The organism is Sporolactobacillus kofuensis (assembly GCF_024125425.1).
GTDB classification, from domain to species: Bacteria; Bacillota; Bacilli; order Bacillales; family Sporolactobacillaceae; genus Sporolactobacillus; species Sporolactobacillus kofuensis.
This window is the reverse complement of the sequence record NZ_JAMXWN010000003.1, coordinates 217,622-235,827: the sequence shown is the minus strand read 5'-3', so window position 1 is coordinate 235,827 and position 18,206 is coordinate 217,622. Positions and strand designations below refer to the sequence as shown.

General features: G+C 42.6%; 17 protein-coding genes and 3 tRNA genes. 16 read left to right on the top strand and 4 right to left on the bottom strand.

Annotated features, from left to right (window positions below):
* Window positions 1-87 precede the first annotated feature (87 nt).
* The 4 genes from ychF to rpsR all read left to right on the top strand — a co-directional run bounded on the left by ychF (window position 88) and on the right by rpsR (window position 2,516).
* The gene (ychF, locus tag NIE32_RS03920; protein ID WP_253053212.1) at window positions 88-1,188 is read left to right on the top strand and encodes a redox-regulated ATPase YchF; all 1,101 of its coding nucleotides are present in this window, start codon (window positions 88-90) and stop codon (window positions 1,186-1,188) included.
* A gap of 213 nt (window positions 1,189-1,401) precedes the next feature.
* Window positions 1,402-1,707, top strand: a complete 306-nt coding sequence (rpsF, locus tag NIE32_RS03915) for a 30S ribosomal protein S6 (protein WP_253053210.1) — start codon at window positions 1,402-1,404, stop codon at window positions 1,705-1,707.
* Between the two features lie 30 nt (window positions 1,708-1,737).
* Window positions 1,738-2,247: a single-stranded DNA-binding protein gene (gene ssb, locus NIE32_RS03910; RefSeq protein WP_253053296.1), complete on the top strand. Its 510-nt coding sequence runs from the start codon at window positions 1,738-1,740 to the stop codon at window positions 2,245-2,247.
* Between the two features lie 38 nt (window positions 2,248-2,285).
* A complete protein-coding gene (gene rpsR / locus NIE32_RS03905) occupies window positions 2,286-2,516 on the top strand; it encodes a 30S ribosomal protein S18 (protein WP_028978122.1) in 231 nt (76 codons plus the stop codon).
* Window positions 2,517-2,802: 286 nt separating this feature from the next.
* Here rpsR and NIE32_RS03900 read toward each other — a convergent pair whose 3' ends face one another.
* The 4 genes from NIE32_RS03900 to NIE32_RS03885 form a co-directional block, all read right to left on the bottom strand.
* On the bottom strand, window positions 2,803-3,372 hold the full coding sequence (locus NIE32_RS03900) for a DUF420 domain-containing protein (protein ID WP_253053208.1): 570 nt from the start codon (window positions 3,370-3,372) through the stop codon (window positions 2,803-2,805).
* A gap of 97 nt (window positions 3,373-3,469) precedes the next feature.
* Window positions 3,470-4,126, bottom strand: coding sequence for an HD domain-containing protein (locus NIE32_RS03895; protein WP_253053206.1), 657 nt, complete (start codon window positions 4,124-4,126; stop codon window positions 3,470-3,472).
* Between the two features lie 53 nt (window positions 4,127-4,179).
* On the bottom strand, window positions 4,180-4,659 hold the full coding sequence (locus NIE32_RS03890) for a chemotaxis protein CheW (protein WP_253053204.1): 480 nt from the start codon (window positions 4,657-4,659) through the stop codon (window positions 4,180-4,182).
* A 127-nt stretch (window positions 4,660-4,786) separates the two neighbouring features.
* The gene (locus NIE32_RS03885; RefSeq protein ID WP_253053202.1) at window positions 4,787-5,722 is read right to left on the bottom strand and encodes a cation diffusion facilitator family transporter; all 936 of its coding nucleotides are present in this window, start codon (window positions 5,720-5,722) and stop codon (window positions 4,787-4,789) included.
* 461 nt (window positions 5,723-6,183) lie between these two features.
* On the opposite strand from NIE32_RS03885, the gene NIE32_RS03880 reads away from it, so the two are divergent.
* The 12 genes from NIE32_RS03880 to NIE32_RS03825 all read left to right on the top strand — a co-directional run bounded on the left by NIE32_RS03880 (window position 6,184) and on the right by NIE32_RS03825 (window position 18,188).
* Complete coding sequence (locus tag NIE32_RS03880) at window positions 6,184-7,128, top strand: YybS family protein (protein WP_253053200.1); 945 nt, start codon at window positions 6,184-6,186, stop codon at window positions 7,126-7,128.
* A gap of 185 nt (window positions 7,129-7,313) precedes the next feature.
* Window positions 7,314-9,293: a DHH family phosphoesterase gene (locus NIE32_RS03875; RefSeq protein ID WP_253053198.1), complete on the top strand. Its 1,980-nt coding sequence runs from the start codon at window positions 7,314-7,316 to the stop codon at window positions 9,291-9,293.
* Complete coding sequence (rplI, locus tag NIE32_RS03870) at window positions 9,293-9,736, top strand: 50S ribosomal protein L9 (RefSeq protein ID WP_253053196.1); 444 nt, start codon at window positions 9,293-9,295, stop codon at window positions 9,734-9,736. The genes NIE32_RS03875 and rplI overlap by 1 nt, the downstream gene beginning before the upstream one ends.
* Before the next feature lie 56 nt (window positions 9,737-9,792).
* Entirely contained in the window at window positions 9,793-11,163 is a 1,371-nt protein-coding gene (gene dnaB / locus NIE32_RS03865) for a replicative DNA helicase (protein WP_253053194.1), read from the top strand.
* A gap of 149 nt (window positions 11,164-11,312) precedes the next feature.
* Window positions 11,313-12,599 carry an adenylosuccinate synthase gene (locus NIE32_RS03860; protein WP_253053192.1) on the top strand — a complete coding sequence of 429 codons (1,287 nt, stop codon included), beginning with the start codon at window positions 11,313-11,315 and terminating at the stop codon, window positions 12,597-12,599.
* A gap of 354 nt (window positions 12,600-12,953) precedes the next feature.
* A tRNA-Met gene (locus NIE32_RS03855) sits at window positions 12,954-13,030 on the top strand.
* Between the two features lie 2 nt (window positions 13,031-13,032).
* Window positions 13,033-13,108, top strand: a tRNA-Asp gene (locus tag NIE32_RS03850).
* A 7-nt stretch (window positions 13,109-13,115) separates the two neighbouring features.
* A tRNA-Phe gene (locus tag NIE32_RS03845) sits at window positions 13,116-13,188 on the top strand.
* Between the two features lie 337 nt (window positions 13,189-13,525).
* Window positions 13,526-14,245, top strand: a complete 720-nt coding sequence (gene yycF / locus NIE32_RS03840; RefSeq protein ID WP_253053190.1) for a response regulator YycF — start codon at window positions 13,526-13,528, stop codon at window positions 14,243-14,245.
* Window positions 14,238-16,052, top strand: coding sequence for a cell wall metabolism sensor histidine kinase WalK (walK, locus tag NIE32_RS03835; protein ID WP_253053188.1), 1,815 nt, complete (start codon window positions 14,238-14,240; stop codon window positions 16,050-16,052). The genes yycF and walK overlap by 8 nt, the downstream gene beginning before the upstream one ends.
* 1 nt (window position 16,053) lies before the next feature.
* The gene (locus NIE32_RS03830; protein WP_253053186.1) at window positions 16,054-17,379 is read left to right on the top strand and encodes a YycH family regulatory protein; all 1,326 of its coding nucleotides are present in this window, start codon (window positions 16,054-16,056) and stop codon (window positions 17,377-17,379) included.
* Entirely contained in the window at window positions 17,376-18,188 is an 813-nt protein-coding gene (locus NIE32_RS03825; protein WP_253053184.1) for a two-component system regulatory protein YycI, read from the top strand. Before NIE32_RS03830 ends, NIE32_RS03825 begins: the two co-directional genes overlap by 4 nt.
* The last annotated feature ends 18 nt before the right edge of the window (window positions 18,189-18,206 follow it).

Here is an 18,206-nt window from a genome sequence, read left to right as displayed (position 1 = left end):
CATGTAGCGGTGATATGAACGATCGTACAAGTAACGAATAGTGATGGGAAAAGCATTGGAAGAGGAACCCAGGGAGCTGAAGCAGAAATGAGTTTGACAACAGGAATTGTTGGTTTGCCCAATGTTGGAAAATCGACATTGTTTAATGCAATTACACAAGCGGGTGCAGAAATGGCAAATTATCCATTCTGCACCATTGAGCCTAATGTCGGTATTGTCAGTGTGCCGGATAAACGACTCGATCAATTAACTGAAATGTACCACCCAAAGAAAACAATCCCGACAACATTCGAATTTACCGATATTGCAGGGCTTGTAAAGGGCGCAAGCAAAGGTGAGGGATTAGGAAATCAATTCCTTGCCAATATTCGTCAAGTTGATGCAATTTCTCACGTTGTACGTTGCTTTGAGGATAAGAACATTACACACGTGTCAGGGAAAATTGATCCGATTGATGACATTGAAACGATTAATCTAGAACTGGTACTTGCAGATATGGAACAGGTCAATAAGCGGATTGATCGTGTTGAGAAGTTGGCGAAGCAAAAAGACAAGGCGTCGATTGTTGAGTTTTCAGCGTTACAAAAGTTAAAAGAGGCATTTGAAGAGGGCAAACCAGCAAGACATGTCTCCCTAACTGAAGATGAGGAGTTAGCAATTAAACCATTTAATTTTCTAACGAAAAAACCGGTGCTCTATGTTGCCAATACTTCAGAGGATGATGTTGCGAATCCGGATGATAATCCGTTTGTTCAAGAGGTCAAGGCATTCGCTGAAAAGGACGGTGCTGAAGTTGTTGTCATCTCAGCACGTATTGAATCTGAAATTGCTGAACTGGATGGAGAAGAAAAAGCAGTATTTCTTGAGGAACTGGGCCTGGATTCATCTGGCCTGGATCGTTTGATCGCCAAATCCTACGATTTACTCGGACTCGAAACCTATTTTACTGCAGGAGAAAAGGAAGTACGCGCCTGGACATACAGAAAAGGTACGAAAGCTCCCCAGGCTGCAGGCATCATCCATTCGGATTTTGAACGAGGGTTTATTCGTGCCGAAATTGTCTCCTATGATGATCTTATTGCTGCAGGATCGGAAAGCGCAGCAAAAGAAATGGGACGACTGCGTCTAGAAGGTAAAGATTACGTGATGCAGGATGGCGACATTGTTAACTTCCGATTCAACGTTTGATTGGGATTAGGAAGCCGTGGTGCGAGACGTCTGCGGGATCGCCCGCAGCAAACGAGTACCGAAAGCTCAAGTCGAGAAAAACGAAACACATACATTAATTCAAAAATAACTTGAACCACTAAACGATTTATGCTATGATATTGATCTATGAGTGAGTAAAATTGCTCTCTGCTCCATTTTTGGAGCCGCTTAGTCCAAGGGGAGGTGAACCTCGTGCGCAAATATGAAATTATGTACATTCTCCGTCCGGATCTGGAAGAAGAACAGGAAAAAGCCGTTAAGGAAAAACTGGCTTCTATTCTGACGGACAATGGCGCCGAAATCAATGAAGTCAAGGAAATGGGCAAACGTCGCCTAGCCTATGAAATCAATGATTTGAATGCTGGTGTCTATGTCGTTCTGTACGTAACCGCCGGTAGCGAAGCCATCAACGAATTTGATCGTCTTGTTAAGATCAATGAAGACGTGCTTCGTTTCATGACGATTCAAGACGAACGCAAGCCTGAAGAAGCGAAATAATTGATTGAATAAGAAAGGGGACTGGTCTTGATGATCAATCGCGTTGTTTTGGTTGGCCGGCTGACAAAAAATCCTGAATTAAGGTACACGCCGAATGGTGTTGCTGTGACAAGTTTTACGATCGCAGTCAATCGTCCATTTTCGAACCAACAGGGTGAACGAGATGCTGACTTCATACCGGTTGTTGTCTGGAGAAGACAGGCTGAAAACGCAGCAAATTTCCTGCAAAAGGGAAATCTTGCCGGAGTTGATGGCCGCATTCAGACACGCAGTTATGAAAATAACGAAGGTCGTCGAGTGTATATTACGGAAGTTGTTGCTGACAGTGTACAGTTCCTTGAGCCTAAAGGTTCAAGAAACACGGACAGTGGTAGCTTTGCGTCAACTGCACCGTCGCCATCAGATCAGCGTGGCGGTTATGCTCCGGCCAATCGCCAAAGCAATGGCCAAGGTCAAAGCCAAGGCACTCCTTCTTTCGATGATCCTTTCGCAAATGACAGCAAACCGATTGATATATCGGATGATGATTTGCCGTTCTGATTCAAATGGTTAAATGAAAATTAAGGGAGGTGCCGATAATGGCAGTACGCCGCTCACGTGGTAAACGTCGTAAAGTATGTTTCTTTACCGTTAACCATATTACTTATATTGACTATAAGGATGTTGATTTGCTGAGACGCTTTATTTCTGAACGAGGAAAGATTTTGCCTCGTCGTGTAACAGGAACAAGCGCGAAGTACCAACGTCAACTGACAAGAGCGATCAAACGCGCGCGTCAGATGGCTTTGCTTCCGTACACTACGGAATGATGAAGAGATGAAGAAGAGGATGTTTCTCTCCCGGGTACTCGGGACGGAGACATCCTCTTTTTTTGAAAGATAAGTAAGTATAACCTATTTTTACGTGAAATGAAGCGAAGATGCGAGACGCCTGTGGAGCGTTCCTACTGATCGCGAGCCAAGCAAACAATCGAAGCGCATATAGTGATGCAAAATAATAACTGGACGTTATTTGCCGTACTTTTTCTTTCCCCACTGTTCCCATTAGAAGGTAAAACAAAAGCCCCGAGAAACTCGGAGCTTCGCATCTAAACGATTAATAATACGGAGCCATCATCAGATAAACAATAACTCCAGTAAGACTTACATAAAGCCAGATCGGCATGGTCCAACGAACAATTCGTTTGTGCTTAGTTACTTGCATCGTCCAGCCCCATACAAGTGAGAGTAGGGCTAAAGGAACGACGATCGCAGCTAAGGCACTATGCGTAATAAGAATAAAGAAATAAATCGGCCGAATGATCCCTACGCCACCGTAATGAGGAGGTGGAGCAAGATAGTGAAACGAAAGATAGGAGAATAAGAACAGCAGTGTGGATGTAAAAGCCGCAAGAATGAATCCACGGTGAATCGTAATCTTCTTATTCTTAATTGCAACCAGTCCGGCGATGAGAAAAATAAAGGTAAAGCTATTGAACAGAGCGTTCAAACGCGGGAGCAGATAAACATCGAATCCGATATGTCCTTTGTAACCTATAAAAGGTGCAAAAAAAAGCAAAAGGATCAATGCATCAGCAACCACAGAAAAAAAAAGAATGGACACGACATAGCGCTTGTTCGCTTTCGCCTTATCTTGTCCAACCTGCGCATCCACTTGTTTCCGCATGATTTGGCAACTCCTTCGTCATAAAACAGACACATTTATTTTATCATAGGGGAGATGTAAGAAGGAATCAAGAAAAAAAGCTGGACAGGGCACAGTCTTATTCCGGTGAAGAGGGGGCATTTTTTTCAGAAAGTAACTGTTCAGTTATGTTTTTGATTCGTGTGTGCGTGGTAAATTCTTCCTCAATCATCTCTTTGAGAATCACTGTAATAAAATAATGCACCGATGCCAAATGTTTAAATTGAATAATTGAAGTGAGTGCTTCTTTGTAAATTTGGAAGAACAAAGGCTCCGGGTTCCCTTTCTGGATTTCTCCATAGGCCTCATAAAGAAGATCAATTTTGTCGGCGACGGCAAGAAGCTTTCCCTCGAGAGACCGGTCTTTTCCTTCTTTGAACCGCCCTTCATAGACTTGCCTAAATTGCTGAGGAAACTCTTTGTTCAAGTATTCCTGTGTCATTGACCCTTCAACCTGAGAAAAGAGCTCCCGTAATTTGGGCAGTGCATATTTCACTGGTGTCTTAATATCGCCGGTGAACAGTTCGGAATAGTCATGATTGATCGCTTTCTCATAGACAGTTTTCCAATCTACTGTTTGCCCATTTTGTTCCTCAACAGTTGCTAGGAACTGTACAATGGTTGCCACCTTGAACGAATGGCTGGCGACCGAATGTTCTTGGTATTTAAAAACGCCTGGACAGCGATAAATGCCCTCCAGGTCAGACAAGCTTTGAAAATATTTATGAATACCCATAAATTTCTCCTCCCGCTTGAAAAAATATTAGGACAACCGTTACTTTTCGTGACTTAGTTGTCGGTCAATACATAACCACTATCTTTTCGTTTTTCCTGATTTAAATGAGAAGTCAATGTGATTAAATCCGAAATGTTGAGTAGCGGTAATGTCTTATCATTATGCACAATTGCTGAGTTAATGAATGGTTGCGTGAACCGTTCATCAGCGTCAATCAATTGATCGGATTCAAAAGTGTCACCAACTGCATCCACGTCAATCGCTAAAGATTCTGAGCCCGATTGACAAATTACATATTTTCTATCTTTATTCGAAAATGCGTTTTCTGATGAGTGGAAGACAGCGTTTAGTGCAAGGACAGGAAGAACAGATCCTCTCAATGAAATGAGTCCGGAAAAATAAGGATGAGTGACCGGTACGGATAATATAGGAATGGGTTCGATGATCTCTTGAATGTCACGAATGAATACGCCAAGTTCCTCCCTACCCACGAACAAGGAAATACCGGAGTAAATTTCTGAACTTGCTGCCAATTCAAATCACCTCTATTGATATAAATGAAAGCATGTCAGAAAAAAATTCAGAAATGCTCTCTCTCTTTTTACTATTTCGAACAGAATCGAGAATTACTTAATACTATAAACGAAAAGAATGGACGCGTCATTTATTTTCCAAATGCGGAACAGAATCTGGTTCAATGATTTCTCTGTCGCTGTACCATGGATTGATATGAATTAATACTTCTCCTACATCGGGGTACTGCTGGATGATCTTTGCTCGAATTGCCTCGGTTAGATCATCACCCTTTTGAATCGTAAAGGAAGCGGGTATACGAATTTGGGCATCAATGAGCACAACGTTTCCATGTTCCCGTGCACGTAAGATATCAATTTTTTTCACTTCAGGAAATGAGAGAAACACCTCGCTGTATTTTTCCTGATCTACTGGATTCACGCTGCTTTCCATAAGGACGTTTGTCGATTTTATCATCATGATCACACCGATTCTCAAAATAAGAATCGAGACGACAATACCTGCAACCGGATCACCATAATGGGTATAGGGAAGTTGAAAAATACTGCCCATCCAACTGATGCCGAGTCCAAGAGCTGCAGCAATAGAAGCATAAATATCCGCTAAATGATCGGCGGCAGTTGCGTGTAAGCTCTTGCTATGATACCGGTCTGCAGCTCTCTTCGTGTAACTATATAAAAGCCATTTCCATACTGCGGATATAAGAGCAGCACCAAAAGCCCAAACGCTAACTGAAGATGCAGGACCGAACAAAGCCTTGATTGCTTCATAAGTTAAGAACGAAGCGGCAAGAATAAGGATAATAGAAATAAAGGCTGTTGATATATCTTCTGCTTTGCCATGTCCGTAAGGGTGTTCACGATCGGCAGGATGATTGGACAACTTCATTGAGCCAATAGTCGCAATGGACGCAATGACATCACCACCATTGTGGACACCGTCAGCGACAAGCGCAGTACTATGGAAAATCATTCCGAAAATGATTTTTATTAATGTAAGAAGCAAGTTACTTACCAAACTGACCCATGCAGTAAATAGTGCTTTTGGTCCTTCATAAGTCATAATGATTCACACCCCTCAAATTGTTTGCCGGAGGCAAGAAACGGAAAAGGCAATCCGCAAGCGGATCGCCTTTTAAAAAAAAATGTATAATAATAAGCAAAGTTCTCATCACGGTACCAACTCTCGTTGATAGATTAGTCAATAATTTGGGAGGGTAAGTAGATACCCTTATATCGTTATTAATAAGCATAGGGGCAAAAATAAAAACGCTTTCTTTTTTCTTGAATAGAACATTTTCATTATATGAAGAGCGCTTGTAAATTGCAAGCCAAAGATCTCTCTTTCAATGAAAAGAACTTTTGTATTATAATAAAATTTATGAAGTTCTTAGAAAATGATTGCTTGACGATGCAAGAGATCTTGTCCAATAAGGTTGTCGAGCAACAGAAAAAATAGAAATGGATTATGATTTGGGGAACGTGGAACTTACGGCGATTCCCTACTTTTTGAGAGGTGTCAACATGACTGATCGGAACGCTCTGAAAAGAGGAGCGCTTGCACTACTAGTTCTCTATGTACTCATTGCACTCACATTCTTTGTACCCTATGTTTCACTCGTGTCGACCTGGTTTATTCCCCTGCCAATTATGTACGTAGTGGCGCGGGATGGTTGGAAGAATGCACTAGTGACTATGGGACTTGGACTGATCCTTCTCGTCATTATTGATCAGTCCTTCTATTTATTGTTCCCTTTATTTTTTATGATACTTGGTTTTGTACTCGGATTTATGATTCGTCTCAAAAAGTCTGCATTTGCGCTCTTGCTTGCCGGTAGTTTGACAAATAGTGCAGTATTGATTATTTATTTGGCAATATCGGTACTGGCTTACCATTTTAATCCTGTGTCGGCGGCTCAAGCAGCACTAAATGATTCACTGCAACAGACAATCGCTCAAATTCAACCGTTGGTGGAGCAAGATACAAGCGAGATCGTTAGTATCTATAAGAGTCAATTGGATATTCTTGTACGTTTGGCACCAACGTTATTGATTATGATTGGCGTGCTCTACGCATTAATTGTTGAACTGATTAGTTTACCAATCTTAAAGCGTCTTAAGGTGGAGACTCCGCGATGGGTACCCTTTAGGTTGTGGCAAGTACCAAAAAGCGTGATCTGGTTCTATCTAGTCGTTCTGTTTATCGGCCAGATAGGTATGGAGAATGGGACACCGTTAAATACGGCTGTAATTAATATTAGTTTTATTCTTCAAATGTTACTGGCAATTCAAGGCTTTAGCTTTATCTATTACTTTGCACATGAAAAGAAATTCCCGGTGATTGTACCGATTACGTTGACCGTACTGTTTTTGCTGCTGGGCGCTTTGCTACTGCAATTGGTATGGATATTGGGTATAATTGACCTGGGTTTCAATCTCCGGAAACGTATCAGTCAGAAGAAATCATAAGAAGCCGCGTAGACGTGCATGATAGAATCAGTTGCTCATCGGAAATCAACAATCGACATTTCAGAGAAACGAAACTGAAAACATCGTAGTGAATCAAATTGTTATTTTCTGTTGATGTTTGCTTGATCGGTATCTACTTTTTCAGAATAAAGGTAGACAAATGCGGCCACAGGAGCTGAATAATTTTGGCGAATCAATTTAAACATCGGTGGCGCAGCGATCTACTCAGTATGATCGGCCTGCTCTTTCTCCTTTTTCTTGTTTTTATCGCATTTTTAAACTGGATGCTGGCGATTGCCGGTCTTTTACTTCTTGCTCTGTCCGCATTATGGTTCTTGCTCAATGAACGGCAATTTGATAAAGAATTGATTCAATATGTGGCAGGCTTGTCTTATCGATTAAAAAAGGTTGGCAATGAAGTGCTGCTCAATATGCCGATTGGCATTTTACTCTATGATGAAGCAGAGCATGTCGAATGGGTAAACCCTTATCTTAATCAAATCGTTGATGGCGAATCGAAGACGATTATTGGAAGATCTTTGAATGAAATTTCCGAGGCAATAGAAAAATTGGTTGCTTCGGACAAAGAGTCAATGATTGTTGCATTAAATGATCGACAATATAGAGTACGGCTGAAACGTTCAGAACGCTTACTTTATTTTACCGATATTACCGATATATTAGAGATAAAAAAACAGTATTACAACGAGAAAACGGTGCTTGCGTTAATCTTTCTTGATAACTACGATGAAGTGACTCAAGGGATCGAAGACCAAGTGCGCAGCACGATCAACAATGAAACAACCACAATTATTAAGACATGGGCGACGCAACATGGCATCTATTTGCGACGTACAGCATCTGATCGTTTTCTTGCCATATTAAACGAACGGCTACTAAACGCGATTGAGGAAGAACATTTCTCGGTATTGGACAAAGTACGTGAAATCACGGTGCCCCATAGTCATATCCCGCTAACTTTAAGTATCGGCGTCGGCGCGGGGACGGCCGCATTGGAGGACTTGGGAAGCTATGCTCAGTCTGCGCTTGACCTCGGACTTGGACGAGGTGGTGATCAGGCAGTAATTAAACGTCCTGATGGTGATGTCCGATTCTATGGTGGAAAATCAAATCCTGTGGAGAAAAGGACACGAGTACGTGCGCGTGTGATTTCTCATGCCTTATCAGAGCTTATGCTCGAAAGTGATCAGGTGATGATTATGGGACATCGGGCACCTGACCTTGATTCAATCGGTTCCTGTATTGGCATATTGAAAATTGCACATGCCAATGGGCGAAGCGCCAAAATTATCTTGGATCAATCGAACAATGTCTCTGGGGTCGCCAAACTCATGGATGAACTAAAGAAACAAAAGAATCTATGGTCTAATTTTATTACTGCGGATCAAGCGGTTGATCAAGTCACAAAGAGGACGTTATTAGTTATTGTCGATACGCATCGACCATCGCTTGTTGTTGACCCGGCGTTGCTTGCCGGTGTTCCGCGTGTTGTAGTTATAGACCATCATCGAAGGGCAGAGGAATTCATTAAAGATCCGGTACTTGTTTATATGGAACCTTATGCCTCTTCAACATCCGAGCTGGTCACAGAGTTACTGGAATACCAACCTAATGAACGACCGCTCGATTTGATTGAAGCCACCGCAATGCTTGGCGGTATTGCAGTGGATACGAAGAATTTTACACTCAGAACCGGATTTCGTACCTTTGATGCGGCGTCCTATTTACGCGCGCATGGTGCAGATACAATCTTAGTCCAGAAATTCCTCTGTGATGATCTGGATCAGTTCAATCAACGTGCAGAATTAATTCGTCAGACAAAAATTTATAAGAACACGATCGGAATTGCAGTCGGTAGTAGCAAACAGAATTATGATCAAGTATTGCTTGCACAGACCGCGGATACGATGCTGATGCTTGAGGGTATCCGAACTTCATTTGTCATAGGGAAAAGGACCGATGGACTTATTGGGGTTAGCGCACGTTCACTTGGTGATATGAATGTGCAGGTGATCATGGAGAGTATCGGAGGCGGCGGCCATCTTAATAACGCAGCGACTCAGATGGCAGATGCAACTATTGAAGAAGCACTCGAGCGTGTTCACCATGCAATTGATGAATATCTTGAAGGAGGTTTAACATAATGAAAGTAATTTTCTTAAAAGATGTTAAAGGAAAGGGAAAATCCGGAGAAATCAAGGACGTCTCAGAAGGCTATGCACGTAACTATCTCCTTCCTAAAAAATTTGCGGTAGAAGCAAATAAAGGAAGTTTAAATCAGTTGGAAGCGCAAAAGAAGAAACAGCATGAAATTGAGGAAAACGAGCATAAAGAAGCGGAAGTACTCAAGGCAAAAATTGAAAAAATGACAATTGAGCTTAAAGCAAAATCCGGTGAGGGCGGTCGCCTGTTTGGGTCTATAACAAGCAAACAAATTGCTCAAGCACTCAAAAAAGCCAATGTCTCTATAGATAAACGCAAAATTGATTTACCTGAACCGATCCGAACACTTGGTTTCACAGATGTGCCGCTGAAGCTACATCCCCAGGTGACCGTCAATGTTAAGGTGCATGTGACTGAGGAATAAAGAAGCATTTTTCAACTTGCAAGTGACGAATGCATACGTAAGGAAGGGGGCGCCACATGAGCGACTTATTTGCTGATCGGATTCCTCCGCACAATATGGAGGCGGAGCAGGCCGTTCTAGGGGCCGTTTTTCTGGAACCTTCGACGGTCATTACTGCTTCGGAATTGCTGATCCCTGAAGATTTTTATCGCACCAGTCACCAATTAATATTTTCTGTTATGTTGGATTTATCAGAACGTAATGATCCCGTTGATGTTGTGACTGTGACCAATGCACTTCAGACGGCCAAACGTCTTGAAGAAATTGGTGGAGTCTCCTATTTGGCTGAGCTGGCGAATTCAGCACCAACGGCTGCAAATATTGAATACTACTGTACTATTGTTGCCGAAAAAGCGACACTTAGACGTCTTATCCGTACAGCAACACAAATTGTTTCTGACGGATACACCCGTGATGATGGCGTGGAAGGTATTCTTGACGATGCTGAACGTCAAATTCTCGAAGTTGCTGAACGTAAACGAAGCGGAGAATTCCAGTCAATCAAGGATATCCTAGTTGAAACCTATGACAATATTGAGCTGCTTCAAAGCCGTCACGATGATGTTACCGGAACACCGACAGGCTTTCTTGAACTTGACCGAATGCTCGCTGGTTTTCAGAAAAGTGATTTGGTCATTGTTGCCGCACGTCCGTCTGTTGGTAAAACTGCGTTCGCTCTAAATATTGCACAAAATGTAGCAATAAAAAACGATGCAAATGTTGCCATTTTCAGTCTTGAAATGGGTGCTAAGCAACTGGCGATGCGTATGTTATGCGCAGAAGGGAATATTAATGCACAGAAACTGCGGACAGGCAGCCTGGAAGATGAAGATTGGCAAAAATTGACGATGGCAATGGGGAGTCTCTCCCGTGCCGGGATCTATATTGACGATTCGCCAGGTATACGCGTGAACGACATTCGTTCAAAATGCCGACGGTTGAAGCAAGAAAAAGGCCTGGATATGGTCATGATCGATTATTTACAGTTGATTATGGGCTCAGGTGGTGGAACTAGGCAGGAGAACCGTCAGCAAGAGGTTTCGGAAATATCGAGAACGCTAAAAGCAATGGCTAGAGAATTGGATGTACCGGTAATCGCCCTATCACAGCTGTCTCGTGGTGTTGAATCAAGACAAGATAAGCGGCCGATGATGAGCGATATTCGTGAGTCAGGAAGTATTGAACAAGATGCCGATGTCGTTGCGTTTCTCTATCGTGACGACTATTACAATAAAGAGAGTGAAAAACAGAATATTATTGAAATCATTATTGCGAAGCAGCGTAATGGCCCAGTGGGTACTGTAGAACTGGCATTTGTTAAGGAATACAGCAAGTTCGTGAACATTGATCGGAAACACAGTGATGACGACGTACCAAGAGGAGCATGATCTGCTGCTAGGTTCTTGATTCCGAACGTTAATAAAAATTGGTTGTGGAATGTTCGTCTCTTCATTGACTTTTAAAACCATTACCTGTTAGACTAAACAGTGGCTTTAGTGAACTAAAATATTATTTGTAGAAGTAGGGGGCTAAATGAATGTCTTCTGTTGTTGTTGTTGGCGCACAGTGGGGCGATGAAGGAAAAGGAAAGATTACCGACTACCTTTCGGAAAACTCGGAAGTGGTCTCACGTTATCAAGGTGGAGACAATGCTGGTCATACGATCGTCTGGAACGGAAAAACATATAAATTACGCTTGATGCCTTCAGGTATTTTGTATAAAGAAAAAATCTGTGTCCTTGGCAACGGTATGGTTGTGAATCCGAAATCACTGTGCAGAGAGCTGGACTACATGAAGGAAAGCGGTGTGAGCACGAGCAATCTGCGTATAAGCAACCGTGCACACGTCATTCTCCCTTACCATCTGAAATTGGATATGCTCGAAGAAGAAAGTAAAGGAACGTCAAAAATTGGAACCACCCAAAAGGGTATTGGACCTGCTTATATGGATAAGGCGGCACGTATCGGTATTCGAATGGCCGATCTTTTGGAACCAAAAACCTTCCGGGAAAAATTGGAGAAGAACCTTAAGGAAAAGAACAGGCTTCTTGAGAGAATGTATGACAGTGAAGGTTTTCAGATTGATGATATTTACGATGAATATCTGGCTTATGGAGAACGCCTCAAACCGCTGGTCTGCGATACATCCGTTGTCTTGAATGACGCACTTGATTCTGGCAAACGTGTTCTCTTTGAAGGTGCGCAGGGGTGCATGCTTGATATTGATCAAGGAACCTACCCATTCGTTACATCATCCAATCCGGTAGCCGGTGGTGTAACCATCGGTGCGGGTGTCGGACCAACGAAAATAAACCATGTGGTTGGTTGTGCTAAAGCATATACAACACGTGTTGGTGATGGACCTTTCCCGACAGAATTAAATGACGCTATTGGCGATCAGATTCGTGAAGTCGGTCATGAATACGGCACCGTTACTGGACGTGCCCGTCGTGTCGGTTGGTTCGATAGTGTCGTTGTTCGTCACTCACGTCGTGTCAGTGGTCTGACGGACCTATCTTTGAACTGTGTCGACGTACTTACCGGACTTAAAACGGTAAAAATCTGTAAGGCTTATAAATATAACGGCAAGCTGGTCGAGGAATTCCCAGCAAGCTTGAATATCTTGGCTGAGTGCGAACCAGTTTATGAAGAAATGCCTGGTTGGACTGAGGATATCACACAGGCGAAATCCCTTTCTGATCTTCCGGCCAATGCACGTCATTACATGGAACGGATTGCACAACTAACCGGAGTCGCATTGTCGCTCTTTTCGGTAGGTCCTGATCGAACACAAACGATCGAAGTACGCAGTCCATTCGCTTAAGTTTATAATCGGTAAAAATCCAATTAAGGAAAACGTTGTGGTCACATAAATGATGCCGCAACGTTTTTTTGTGTGTAAAAATGCAGCAAAGATGCGTGATGCCTGCGGGATCGCTCCTGGTGATCGCGTGCTAAGACCCCGCAGACTTTTGCCTTCGAGGGGGATTCCGGTGTACCCGCGGTAAGCGAGCATGCGCAGCATAATTGATACACAAAGAAGCATTAAGCGGTTATTTACCCAGTTTTTCAAACCCATTAAATCATAAAAATGAAATATCAGTTGCGTTAATAGAATGATCATGGTAAAATGTTTCTTGTGCCGCAAAAAGGTACTTCGTTTTTAACTGCATAATATCGCGGGGTGGAGCAGTCTGGTAGCTCGTCGGGCTCATAACCCGAAGGTCGTAGGTTCAAATCCTGCCCCCGCAACCAATGGATCCGTGGTGTAGGGGTTAACATGCCTGCCTGTCACGCAGGAGATCGTCGGTTCAAATCCGATCGGATCCGCCATTATTATGGCTCGATAGCTCAGTCGGTAGAGCAGAGGACTGAAAATCCTCGTGTCGGTGGTTCGATTCCGCCTCGAGCCATGTTTTGTCAAATATAAGCGATGTACGCTCTTAATAGAATATGTTTTATTAGAGGACAAGACTTTCGGAACTTTCTGAAGGTCTTGTCCTTTTCGCTTGATTAGGACAGTCATCATGATTATGTTAAAATAAAAAGGTAAATGTGCGGGTACGAGCGAAATGATTAAGGGGATGCGAATGCTATAGAGAGCCCTTTTAGAAATTCATGGTCATCGCATCGATCGAGCCATCACGATTAACGCAATTCTTTATTAATTAGGAAGAACATTAAATAGGACCTGAATAAACGAAAATACATGAGAAATACATCACAAGATTTGAGAAGGGGGTTTACCCTATGGAAAATAAAATTCTTGTTGTCGATGATGAACAACCGATTGCGGATATCCTGCAATTTAATTTGGAAAAGGAAGGATATGAGGTTGTTTGCGCTTATGACGGTGAAGAGGCACTGGAAAAGGTAGAGCAGGAAAATCCGGATATGATTCTGCTCGATGTGATGCTACCGATCAAAGACGGCATGGAGGTATGCCGCGAGGTCAGGAAGACACATAATATGCCGATCATTATGTTGACAGCGAAAGATTCAGAAATAGATAAAGTGCTGGGTCTTGAAATGGGAGCAGATGATTATGTCACGAAGCCGTTCAGCAACCGTGAATTGATTGCCCGAGTTAAAGCGAACTTAAGGCGGCACAGGCAGGAAGGCACCGAAGAAGATAAGAAGCAGGAAAATAATATAGAAATTGGGGATCTGGTAATTCACCTCGACGCGTACGTGGTTACAAAGCGCGGAAAAATGGTTGAGCTTACGCACCGTGAATTTGAGCTGCTGCACTATCTTGCCGATCATATAGGACAAGTCATGACTCGTGAAAATTTACTTCAAACGGTTTGGGGTTATGACTACTTTGGCGATGTGCGGACAGTCGATGTTACAGTGCGCCGATTACGTGAGAAGATTGAAGATAATCCAAGTCGACCAGCATGGATTATTACGCGCCGAGGCGTCGGTTATTATTTGAAAGAACCAAATCAGGAGAATAGTGATGAATAAAGTCGGTTTTTTTAAATCGATTCAGTTTAAAATGGTTTTGATCTATACTCTGTTAATCTTGCTCGCCATGCAGTTGATTGGTGTCTATTTTTCTGATCGTGTTAAAACGATTACTTTGGATAGCTTTGAAAAGTCACTAGAAAGCCAGAGTCAGCTCATTTCCTGGAATGTAGGCGAGGCAATTCGCGAAGCCCGGGATACCAATGTCGATGATCCGAATCATGTGACCGATCAAATCCAAAATCAGCTTATGGAACTCGATAACAACATCAGAGAAGTAGAAGTTATTGATGAGAATACGGTGATTGTCGCCGCCGATGAGAAACACGAGGATGTTGTTGGGAAACGAACAACGAATCGGTTGATTATCCAAAACCTATCATCAAATGTGACGAATAAATATCGACGAACCGATCATAAAAGCGGTGAACGTGTGGATATTGTGACGACACCGATTAAAGTGGATAATCAGCATTATGGTATTCTCTACGTGGAAAAGAGCTTTGAAAGTGTCTACGCACAGTTGCAGCAGATTAATCAGATTTTGGCTTCTGCAACAATATTTGCCTTATTAGTGACTGCTGTACTTGGGTTCTTCCTGGCGCGAACAATTACTCGACCGCTTGTACAGATGCAACGGCAAGTTCTTGCTGTTTCCCAAGGTAATTTTACGCGAAAAGTACAGATGACTGAGCCGGATGAAATTGGACAACTGGCCACATCATTTAACAATATGACGATGAAGCTACGCGAGGCGAATGCCACGACTGAATCAGAGCGGCGTAAATTGAAATCGGTACTCACCTATATGACGGATGGCGTCATTGCAACGGATCGTAAGGGTAATGTTATTTTGATGAATAACCGGGCGGAACAATTGCTTGGGGTCTACCGCCATGATGTGACCGGCAATTCGATCCTCGACTTGTTGAAAATACGCAAAGAGCATAAGATTATGGACCTCTATGAGTTAACGGACTCGATCGTACTGGATTTTAGTACAGATGATGAAACAATCCTACTCAGAGCAAACTTTTCAGTTGTGAAAAAGGACAATGGAATTACAAATGGTCTCATTGCGGTCATTCATGACGTGACGGAACAGGAACAAGTAGACATGGAGCGTCGAGAATTCGTTGCCAATGTCTCTCATGAGTTGCGCACGCCGTTGACAACGATGAAAAGTTATCTGGAGGCACTTCAAGACGGTGCGGTGGAAGACGCTGCTCTGGCAACCAAATTTCTCGGGGTTACTCAGCGTGAAACCGAGCGTATGATTCGGTTAGTAAATGATTTATTGCAACTCTCACGACTTGATTCCAGAGATTATAAAATTCATTTAGAGCGAACGGAGTATGTCGAGTTCTGTCAAAGTATTATGGATCGTTTTGAGATGTCAAAGAAACAGAACATCGAATTTGTTCGTTATTTTCCAAGGGGATCGTTTTATGTCAATGTTGACCGTGATAAGCTGACACAAGTGATTGATAACATTCTCTCGAATGCAATCAAATACTCTCCAGAAGGCGGAACGATCACCTTTCGGATTACGCGCAGAGGACGCAACATCCGGACGATGATCAGTGACCAAGGAGTGGGTATTCCAAAGGAAAATCTGCCTAAGATTTTCAACCGTTTCTATAGAGTTGATCGTGCACGTTCACGAAAATTGGGTGGTACGGGACTCGGACTTGCAATTGCCAAAGAGATGATTGAAGCACAGGGCGGAGAAATTTGGGCGGAAAGTGACTGGAATAGAGGAACGACGATCCATTTTGTACTTCCGTTAGATAGAAGGGATAATTGAGATGCATCGCGAAGTGTTCAAATCCATATTGCTTGGCGCTCTTGTGCTTGCAAGTGTTACGATGACTTTTAACATATTATTCTATAAATCGGATTTCGAGAACTACAACCCGAATTCAACAAAGCGGGTTGCCATCGCTCAAGCGCGTAATATTCCCGAGGTCATTCGTCCAAATTTGATGCTGGAACATAATAGCAATGGTGAATTCGGACAAAACAGCACCAATCAGATTCAGAGAGTCTATACGCTGCTTCGCCAATCGATTTTTCGTGAATCAACCAATTATACGATTGGACAAGGCACGAATAACAACCCCCATTATACATTGGTCTTTCCGGCACCGCTCACGATTGATGCACTCAGTAAAGTATTTTCGTTTGATGATAACGACAAATCATTAACTAGAAGTAAGTTGCTCATTGATCGTGTTGAGGTATTCAGCTCACCTAATGGGCGAAATGTGAACGCAGTTTTTTATTCGCCTGATGAAAGAAGCAAGCTGTATACAACGGTGGACCATCTGAACATGAATAACTTGAAGGGGTTGTATGTAGACACCAATCTCCATCCTTATGATCGTCAAGCGTTAAATGGTAAGATTGTCTATTTGCCGGATAATAAGACCTATATGTACTCAGAGATCAGCTATTACCAACGCTTGTCACTCGAAGAATTCATACCGATACTCTTCACTGATCCGGATAATGTCTTTCCATCAAGAGGGAAGACAGAGTACACGGATAGTGAACGGCAGATGGAGCGAACCAATAATGTGATCCAATTTGTTAATCCGGGCATCACCAGCAGTTCAGGACAGAAGCAGGATCCGATTATTGGAAGCATTGAGTGGATGAACAATTTTAAAATATGGACAGACAATTATATTTACCAAGGTGTTTCTCTCAAGAATTCTCGAGGAGATGGCACGGCTACATTTCGGATGACCTTAGGTAATTATATGGTGTTCAATACAGAGACCTATCCTAATTGGTACTTGAGCTTGATCGAGTTGTCCTGGAAGAGCGGTGAGTTGAGCAACTATAGAGGAACCTTGCTTGATCTTAATCCTGTAGGTGGTCAAGGACGAATTGCACTCGACTCTGGTAAAGAAATACTTGATCAACTGAGCAGTAATACGAATGTACAAGTTAAGAAGATTGAAGATTTGACTATAGGCTATGAGCTGAAAAATCCAACATCTGATTCTGATCAGTCCATTTCAGCGACACCGGATTGGTTTTATAAGATAGGCGGTCGTTGGTACTCCGTGACGAGTGCGCTTATGAACGCTCGTGGCATCAATAGTGGGAAGGAGACTCCATCATGAATTGGAGCAGAACAAAGTCCATTTTTATCATTTGTTTCCTTCTTCTCGATGTTTTCCTAGTCTTTGAGATGTACATGAGGCAGCAGGACGAGAGTATTGAGGGCCTTCATGATGAAAAAAGACAATATAACTATAAAATTGACACAGTTATGCCCACATTGCCGAAAGATGTGACGTTTCTAAGAGGAACTCGAATTAATTTTACGCAAAAAAAAGAGGCGATCAGCGGTTTATCAACGGGTGACATTGTTTCTGGGAAACAGAAAATGACTGTTAACGAAAACGGACAACAGTTGACGGGTACTTTTGCAAAACCGTTAGCTCTTGGGGACATCAATAATGAGGATGTACAAAAAAATTTGCTTGCCAAGGTATACCAGGGACAAGATTATATTTATTGGCAATCCGCGGATGATAAAAGTTCGCTGAAGTTTGTGCAGTTGTATCAAAGCCGACCGGTCTTTATAAGTAGCCGCAACAAAACGCAGATGCTTGATTTCACCGTGCGCAACAAACAAGTCACTGGTTTTCATCAGAGCTATTTGAAGCTGAGCTCAAATAAACACAGCCACGTCGATCTGATTGAAGCCAGTCAAGCAATCAATTATCTAGCAGATCGAACCGATTTGGTGGGCTACAATTTGCTTCATATTAAAGCCATTCAGCTTTGCTACGTGAACACGGTAGGCGATGAGAGTGCCGAACCGTTGATTTTTGTACCTGCATGGCATATCGTGGTTCATACAGTGAGTGGAACAACGGACTATTTTATTAATGCAGTATCCGGGAATGTACAATCGATTAATTAAAAAAGAGATTGATCGTGA

What these genes read in the sequence shown, in the direction of transcription:
- NIE32_RS03885 (WP_253053202.1), bottom strand. Translation starts at nt 5,722, where the DNA reads ATGACTTATGAAGGACCAAAAGCACTATTTACTGCATGGGTCAGTTTG.
- NIE32_RS03895 (WP_253053206.1), bottom strand. Translation starts at nt 4,126, where the DNA reads ATGGGTATTCATAAATATTTTCAAAGCTTGTCTGACCTGGAGGGCATT.
- NIE32_RS03860 (WP_253053192.1), top strand. Translation starts at nt 11,313, where the DNA reads ATGTCTTCTGTTGTTGTTGTTGGCGCACAGTGGGGCGATGAAGGAAAA.
- yycF (WP_253053190.1), top strand. Translation starts at nt 13,526, where the DNA reads ATGGAAAATAAAATTCTTGTTGTCGATGATGAACAACCGATTGCGGAT.
- ssb (WP_253053296.1), top strand. Translation starts at nt 1,738, where the DNA reads ATGATCAATCGCGTTGTTTTGGTTGGCCGGCTGACAAAAAATCCTGAA.
- ychF (WP_253053212.1), top strand. Translation starts at nt 88, where the DNA reads ATGAGTTTGACAACAGGAATTGTTGGTTTGCCCAATGTTGGAAAATCG.
- NIE32_RS03900 (WP_253053208.1), bottom strand. Translation starts at nt 3,372, where the DNA reads ATGCGGAAACAAGTGGATGCGCAGGTTGGACAAGATAAGGCGAAAGCG.
- walK (WP_253053188.1), top strand. Translation starts at nt 14,238, where the DNA reads ATGAATAAAGTCGGTTTTTTTAAATCGATTCAGTTTAAAATGGTTTTG.
- dnaB (WP_253053194.1), top strand. Translation starts at nt 9,793, where the DNA reads ATGAGCGACTTATTTGCTGATCGGATTCCTCCGCACAATATGGAGGCG.
- NIE32_RS03830 (WP_253053186.1), top strand. Translation starts at nt 16,054, where the DNA reads ATGCATCGCGAAGTGTTCAAATCCATATTGCTTGGCGCTCTTGTGCTT.
- rplI (WP_253053196.1), top strand. Translation starts at nt 9,293, where the DNA reads ATGAAAGTAATTTTCTTAAAAGATGTTAAAGGAAAGGGAAAATCCGGA.
- NIE32_RS03825 (WP_253053184.1), top strand. Translation starts at nt 17,376, where the DNA reads ATGAATTGGAGCAGAACAAAGTCCATTTTTATCATTTGTTTCCTTCTT.
- rpsR (WP_028978122.1), top strand. Translation starts at nt 2,286, where the DNA reads ATGGCAGTACGCCGCTCACGTGGTAAACGTCGTAAAGTATGTTTCTTT.
- NIE32_RS03880 (WP_253053200.1), top strand. Translation starts at nt 6,184, where the DNA reads ATGACTGATCGGAACGCTCTGAAAAGAGGAGCGCTTGCACTACTAGTT.